We start from the raw sequence: 7,075 nt of genomic DNA on the forward strand, positions 1-7,075 counted from the left end.
ATCGCCACCTGGTCGGGGCGCATCGCCGCGGCGTCGGGCAGCGCATCGCCTGCGGGCAGTGAAGGCGCCGGCTGGGCCGCAGGCAGCGGCAGGGGCAGCGCCTCCATCTCGGCCTGCAGCAGGGCGACCGGGACGGCGGCCGCGACCGCGTCGACCGCCGTCGCCGGCAGCGTGCCGGGCGCGGTCGCGGGTACGACGACGGGCGGAAGGGCGGAGATGGAAAGGCTKGCCATGATCTCGGCAGTATAAAGTCGAAAGGCCAGCGTGCGGCTGGCCTTTCATGAAGCCCGGCCATACTGGCCCGGGCGTTGTTGGCCTGGCGGCCCTGCGATTACTGCAGCAGGGACATGACCATCGACGACATGCTGTTGGTCTGCTTCAGCATGGCGGTACCAGCTTGCATCAGCATCTGGTTCGACGTCATGTTCGACGATTCGGTCGCGAAGTCGACGTCCATGATGCGGCCGGTTGCGGCTTGCGTGTTGCTCGAGATGTTCGACAGGTTGTTATAGACGTGGTCGAGGCGGTTCGCCGCGCCGCCGAGGGCCGAACGGGTGGCGCCCAGCTTGTCGAGCGCGTCCTTGATGTTGTCCATCGCGGTGGTCGGAGAGCCGCCGGTCAGTTCGGTGCCAGCAACGGTAGCCGACGGGGCGGCGTAGTTCTTCGAGACGAGGCCCAGCGCGGTGTCCAGGTCGGCCACGCTGCCGACGGTGCCGAGACCCGACAGGTCGAGCGTCATCTGTTCGCTGCTGCTGGCGCCGATCTGGAAGGTCATCGCGCTGGCGATGGTACCGCCGCTCAGCAGCGCTTTGCCGCCGAAGGTGGTGTTCTTCATGACGTTGTTCAGTTCGTTGCCCAGCGCGTCGAACTCGGACTGCATTGCGGTCTGGTCGCTGGCGGTCGACGACGCGTCGGCAGACTGGGTCGCCAGATCCTTCATGCGGGTCAGGATGTTGCTGACTTCATTCAGCGCGCCGTCGGCGGTCTGCAGCATCGAAGTCGAGTTCTGAGTGTTGCGCATCGCCACGGCCATGCCGCTGGTCTGGGCTTTCAGGCGGGTCGCGATCTGCAGACCGGCGGCGTCGTCCATCGACGAGTTGATGCGGTAGCCGGTCGACAGGCGGGTCATCGAGGTCGACAGGGCGCTCTGGGTACGGGTCAGGGAATTTTGTGCGGAAAGCGAAGCGGCGTTGGTGTGAAGGCTCAGCATGATATGGCTCCTAAAGGCTTGAAATCTGTTGGGAGGTTGCGCATCTCGCGCTCTCACAAGTACAAGACGACCATTTAGCTTGGGTCATTAAATTCCGGACGGAAATTTTTTTAAAAAATATTTTGAAGTCGGAAACGTATGCGGCGGGCCCGGATGTTGTCGTTTTGACTGTTGCATCCTTGATAGCCTGCCGCACGGCGTCTTTACAGCTTGCCGCTGATCGAGAGGCCGAACCAGCGCGGCACGGCCGGCGTGGTCGAGTTCCAGGTGGCCGCCAGCGGCGCATGGTTCTTGAACGCATTCTTCACGATCAGGCTGACGTCGTACGAACCGTCGCGCTTGCCGATGCCCAGCGCGAGGTCGGTGATGCCCGAGGCGCCGATCCAGCCATAGTCGGACAAGGCGACGTCGGAGTTGTAGCGCGTGTTATAGGCGGTATTGAAGCTCGCACGGACGTCGTGCTGGTCCGACACCGGCACGCGGTAGTCGCCGCCCACGTTGAACGTCCACTTCGACACGCCCGGCAGCGTCTGCCCCGTCACGTCGCGGTAGGGCGCGGCGCCGGCATAGCCGTTCTCCACCGGCTGGGCCGAATTGCTGAACTCTTTATAGACGGCGTTGGTGTAGGCGCCGGCAAAGCGCAAGGTCACATTCTTGATGCCGGTGTAGGCGCCGTCGAACTCCAGGCCCTTGGACTGCACTTTCGGCACGTTGCCGGTGGCCGTCGTGTAATAGCTCTGGCCATCGTTGTTGAGCTGCGTCGTGTAGACGTCCAGCACGCGCACGGCCTGCTGGTAATTCTTCACGTTCATCAGGAACAGGTCGGCGTTGAGCAGCAGCGCGCGGTTCAGGAAGGCCGATTTCACGCCGATCTCGAATGCGCTGGTGCGTTCCTTGTCGACCAGGTTGGATACGCCGTTCGTCAGTTGCGAGATGCCGGCCTTCTCGCCATATTGCCACGACGTGTAGCCGGTCAGGTCCGGATTGAACTTGTACGTGGGGCTCAGCACGAACGACTTCAGGTTGCCGATATAGGGCTGGGCCTGCGTGGGGTTGAACAGCACGCCGATCTGCGCCGCGCGGATCGCCTTGGCGTCCGCGACCTGCTGCTGCTGCGCGGCGCTGAGGCTGCCGTAGGACGGCGCGTTGAAGTATTTCTGCGCCACGGCGTCCGCCAGGCCCAGTTGCGTCGCCGTGTTGCCGGCCAGGAGTCCACCCTTGGCGTCCGAGCCGAAACCGCTCAGCTGCACGTTGCCGACGACGGCCGGATTGAGTTCGGGCGCGAAGCCGTTGTCGAAGATGACGGCGCTGCCGGCGTTGGTGCGGTTCTCGTGCGTCAGGCGCGCGCCCGTGGTCACGGTCAGCGCGTCGGTCAGGTGCCAGTTGGCCTGGGCGAACACGGCCTCGCTCTTGTTGACGATGTGCTGGGTGCCGGACGGCGAGTTGAACGCCATCGACACGCCGTCCAGCGAATTGAACAGCAGGTTGCGGCCGCTGGCGTCGGCGTACAGCCGGTTGTACTGGCCGGCGTTGGCGAACCAGGCGCCGGCGTCGCTGCCCCAGATCCTCCGGTACGTGGCGTCGTTGTTCACCTTCATCAGGAAGATGCCGGTCTGGTAATCGACGAAGCCGCCCGGCTGCGAGCTGAGGCGCAGCTCCTGCGTCACCTGGCGGTAGTCGTTCCAGAAGCCGCCCGAGTTGCGGTTGATGTCGAACGGCGTACCTTCGTCGTTGCTGGCGTCGAAGTGGTAATCCTTGTACGCGCTGATCGACGTCAGGTTGTGGCTGCCCAGGTTCCAGTTCAGGTCGAGCGTGGCGCCATTGCTGCCCGTGACGAGCGGCCGCGCGTTGTCGTAGTCGACCGAGTTCGTGCCGCCGCCGTACAGGTAGTTGCCCGCATACGTGTAATTGCTTTGCTGCGTGAACCAGCTGCGCTGCAGGCGGGTGCCGTTGTCGGTGGCAAGCGTGTTGACCGTGCCGTTCGACCAGACCGCCGGCGTCGGCGTGTAGATGGTGCGGCTGTTCGTGGTCTCGCCGGCGCGCGGCTGGGCGTCGAGCGCGACGCGGGCGCTGAAGTCCTGCGTGGGCGTGAACAGGAATTGCACGCGGCCCGACACGCGGTCCTTGTTGCTGAACGTGATGTCCGGGTTGTACGTGTTCTTCATGTCGCCCTGGCCCTTGGTGGCGCTCAGCGCGACGCGGTAGGCCAGCAGGTTATCGACCAGCGGACCGCCGCCCGCATAACGGGCCTGCACCGTGTCCAGCTGGCCCAGCGTGAGCGAGTACGACGCGTCCGGCGTGAACGATGGCCGGCGCGTGTTGACGGCGACGACGCCGACACTCGTGCTCTTGCCCAGCAACGTGCCCTGCGGGCCGCGCGTCACCTCGACGGTGTCGACGTCCGTGAAGTCGAAGCTGGAGGAGAGGGCGTTGTAGGCATAGTTGACGCCGTCGACGATCAGGCCGACGCTCGGATCCTGCGCCTCGGTCTGGCCCTGCTTGCCGATGCCGCGGATGGACAGGCTCGACGTGCGCTGGTTGCCCTGGTTCCAGGTGACGTTGGCGGCGCGCTGCGTCAGCGACTTGATGTCGGTGGCGTTCAGGCGGTCCAGTTCCTTGCCGGTGACGACCGACACCGACAACGGCACGTCCTGCAGGCGTTCCAGGCGGTTGCGGCTGCGGACCGTCACCTCGCCCAGCGCCTGCGGTTCTTCTGCCACGGCGGCCGTGGCCGGTGCGGCCGGCGTGTCGGCGACCGGCGTACCGGCGGCCGGCGTACCGGCGGCGGGTGCGGCCGCGGCGGTCCCGCCCTGGTTGGCGATGATCTGTTTCAGTCGCGCGATTTCGGCCTGCAGTTCGGCCACGGTGGGCGTCGCCTCGGCCGCATGCAGCGGGGCGCTGAACAGGGCTGCACCGGCCAGCACGGCGGCAATCGGGACGAGGCGGAACGGCAACGTGGCGCTGTGTGCAATTTTCTGATGAGTCATTACGGGCTTTCTGAAACGGGGAAGAAAACATTCTTTCTGCAAATCCCGTACCACCCGAAAACGACGTGAAATGGGGCCGCGCTGTTACCAGGGCAACAGCGCGGCGGCCCGTATCAGGCAGAACTGTTGAAAATCCAACAGCCTTCTACAGCTTGCCGCTGAAGACGAGGCCGAACCAGCGGGGATACGGATTCGGCGCATAGCTGACCCAGCCCGCTTCGTGCGCAAGGCTGTTGGTGAGGTTCTTGACCACCAGGGTCACGTCAAAATTGCTCCTGGTGCCGATGCCGACGGCCAGGTCGGTCGTGCTGCTGCCCGGCACCCAGCCCCAGTCGGACAGCGTGTCCGTATTGTTGTAGCGGCTGGTGAACGCGGTGTTGAAGCTGGCGTGGAACGTGTGGCCTCCGCGCACCGGCAGGCGGTATTCCGCGCCCAGGTTGCCCGTCCAGCGCGCGGCGCCGGGCAAGGTCAGGCCGCTCTGGTCCACGTACGCCGTCGGCAGATAGCCCAGTTCGTCGGGCTTGGCCGCCAGCGGGAAGCTGACATAGCGGGCGTCGTTGTACGCGCCGGAGAAGCGCACGTTCAGGTTCTGGATACCGCTCCAGGCGCCGTCGAATTCCCAGCCCCGCGCGCGCGCCTTCGGCACGTTGCCCTGCGCCGTGACATAGGCGAGCGGATTGGCCTGGCCGTTCGCGATGTTGGTCTGCGTGGTGAAGTCGTCGACCACGCGCACCGTGGTCTGGTAGTCGCGGATCTTCATCAGGAACAGGTCCGTGTTGAAAATCAGCGTGCTGTTCAGCAGGCTCGATTTGAGCCCGATCTCGAAGGCATTAGTCTTTTCGGGCCGCACATTGGCCGACACGCCGTTGACGTTCAGCGCGGATCCCGACTTCTCGCCGTACTGCCACGACGCATAGGTCGTGTACTGGTCGCTGATGCGCCACGACGGGCTGAGCACCGCCGTGAACAGGTTGTCGTTGTAGCGGCTCGTCACGCCACTGATGATCTGGCCGATCTGGCCCGCGCGCACCGCCTTGGCGGCGGCCACCTGCGCCTTTTGCGCGGGCGTGAGGCCGTTGTAGGCGTCGCCGGGATTGGTGCCCGCGCCCGTGCCGAAATAGCGGTTCGCCACGGCGTCGGCAAGGGCCAGCTGGGCCGCCGTGTTCCCGGCCTGCAGCACGCCATTGCTGCCGCTGGCGAAGCCGCCCAGCGCCACGCCGCGTACCGCCACCGGATTCAGCGCGGCGCCGGATCCATTGGCTTCCAGCAGCCGGGTGTCCGTCGTCGACCGGTTCTCGTGCGTCACGCGCAAGCCACCGGTCAGCGCGAACGCGTCGTCGATATGCCAGGTCGTGTTGCCATACCAGGCCGTGCTCTTCGTCTTCACCCAGGTGTCGCCCTGGACGAGGCCGTCGTTCAGGCTGTCGGCGAGCAGGGCCAGCCCCGCGCCCCGGTTGGCGCCCGCATTGGTGTCGAGCGCGGCGTACTGCCCCGTCGTGGCGAACCAGGCGCCGGCATCCGATCCCCAGCCGGTCTTGGACTGGATGTCGTCCTTCGTCTGCAGGTAATAGAGGCCGGTCACGTAGTCGAACGGGCCTCCCGGTTTCGACTGCAGCTTGAACTCCTGGCTGAACTGCTGGTAGAACACGCCGCCGCCGCCGTTGCGGTTGATGTCGAACGGCGTACCCTCGTCGTTGTGCGCATCGAAGCTGTACTTGCGCGTGGCCGTCAGCGAGGTGAGGGTGGCGGCCGGCAGCTTCCACGTCAGCTCCGCCGAGGCGCCCTTGTTGGAGACCGTCTGGCCCTGGTTTTCGTTGAAGTTCAGGTTGTTGTCGCCGATGTAGTTATTGTCGTAGGTGTAAGGCCTGCCGTTGAAGTCGCGGCCCGCGAACCACGCGCGACCCGGGGTACGGACGCCCGCCGCATTCGTGTAACCCGCCAGCTTGGCGCGCACCGTGGTGCCGCTCGGATCCGTCAGGCTGCCGTCGGCGAAGCGGTCCGGCTGGTTGTGGTAGAAGGTCAGGCCGTTCTGCAGCTGCGGCGCGTGCGGCTCCAGGTCGGCGCTGATGCGGGCATTGAAATCGGCCGTGGGTGTGAACAGGAATTGCACGCGGCCGCTGACGCGGTTCTTGTTGTAGAGGCTGTAGTTGGTGTCGAAGTTATTCGTATAAAAGCCGCGGCTGCGGTTGACGACGAACGAGCCGCGCCAGGCCAGCAGGTCCTCGAGCACGGGACCGCCCAGGTTGGCCTTGGCGATCACGGTGTCGCGCTGGCCGAAGCCCAGCTGGTAGTCGGCGCTCGGGTAGAAGTCGGGCCGCTTGGTGTTGACGGACACCACGCCGGAACTCGCGCCCTTGCCGCCCAGCGTCCCCTGCGKGCCGCGCACGACGTCGACCGTGTCGATGTCGTAGATGTCGAAGTTGGCGAGCTGCGTGAGGCCGTAGGCGACGCCGTCGACGACCATGCCCACGCTGGGATCCTGCGTCTCCGTGAACGAGCGCTTGCCCAGGCCGCGGATCGACAGCGAGGCGCCACGCGTATTGTTCTGGTTGAACTGGATGTTGGCGCCGCGCTTGGTGATCGCGGAGAGGTCCTGGGCGAGTTCGCGGTCCAGTTCCGCGCCGGAGACGACGGAGATCGACAGCGGCACTTCCTTCAGCGTCTCGATTTTCTTTTTGCCGCGCACGGTGACGTCGCCCAGTGCCTGCGGTTCTTCTTCCGCGGGCGCGGCCGCGACGGTCGGCGCCGGCGGCGGCGCGGCGGGCGCGGGGATGTTCTGCCCGGCCAGCGCCTGCCTGAGCTGCGCGTTCTCTGCCTGCACCTGCGCAAGCCGGGCCTGCAGCCCGGCCACGGTGGGCGGCGTGCCGCCCGCCTGGCC

General features: G+C 65.9%; 3 protein-coding genes and 1 pseudogene. All 4 read right to left on the minus strand.

Going from position 1 to position 7,075, the window contains the following annotated elements:
- Positions 1-233: pseudogene (locus AC1DYX_RS25495) on the minus strand (hypothetical protein); the annotation flags it as partial.
- Between the two features lie 98 nt (positions 234-331).
- Positions 332-1,210 carry a flagellin N-terminal helical domain-containing protein gene (locus AC1DYX_RS25500; RefSeq protein WP_477264077.1) on the minus strand — a complete coding sequence of 293 codons (879 nt, stop codon included), beginning with the start codon at positions 1,208-1,210 and terminating at the stop codon, positions 332-334.
- Positions 1,211-1,413: 203 nt separating this feature from the next.
- Positions 1,414-4,197, minus strand: a complete 2,784-nt coding sequence (locus AC1DYX_RS25505; RefSeq protein WP_477264079.1) for a TonB-dependent receptor — start codon at positions 4,195-4,197, stop codon at positions 1,414-1,416.
- 145 nt (positions 4,198-4,342) lie between these two features.
- Positions 4,343-7,075: TonB-dependent receptor (locus tag AC1DYX_RS25510; RefSeq protein WP_477264081.1), on the minus strand; the 2,733-nt coding region annotated here is incomplete at its 5' end.

This window comes from Massilia sp. P2_C2, assembly GCF_056404615.1.

What these genes read in the sequence shown, in the direction of transcription:
- AC1DYX_RS25500 (WP_477264077.1), bottom strand. Translation starts at nt 1,210, where the DNA reads ATGCTGAGCCTTCACACCAACGCCGCTTCGCTTTCCGCACAAAATTCC.
- AC1DYX_RS25505 (WP_477264079.1), bottom strand. Translation starts at nt 4,197, where the DNA reads ATGACTCATCAGAAAATTGCACACAGCGCCACGTTGCCGTTCCGCCTC.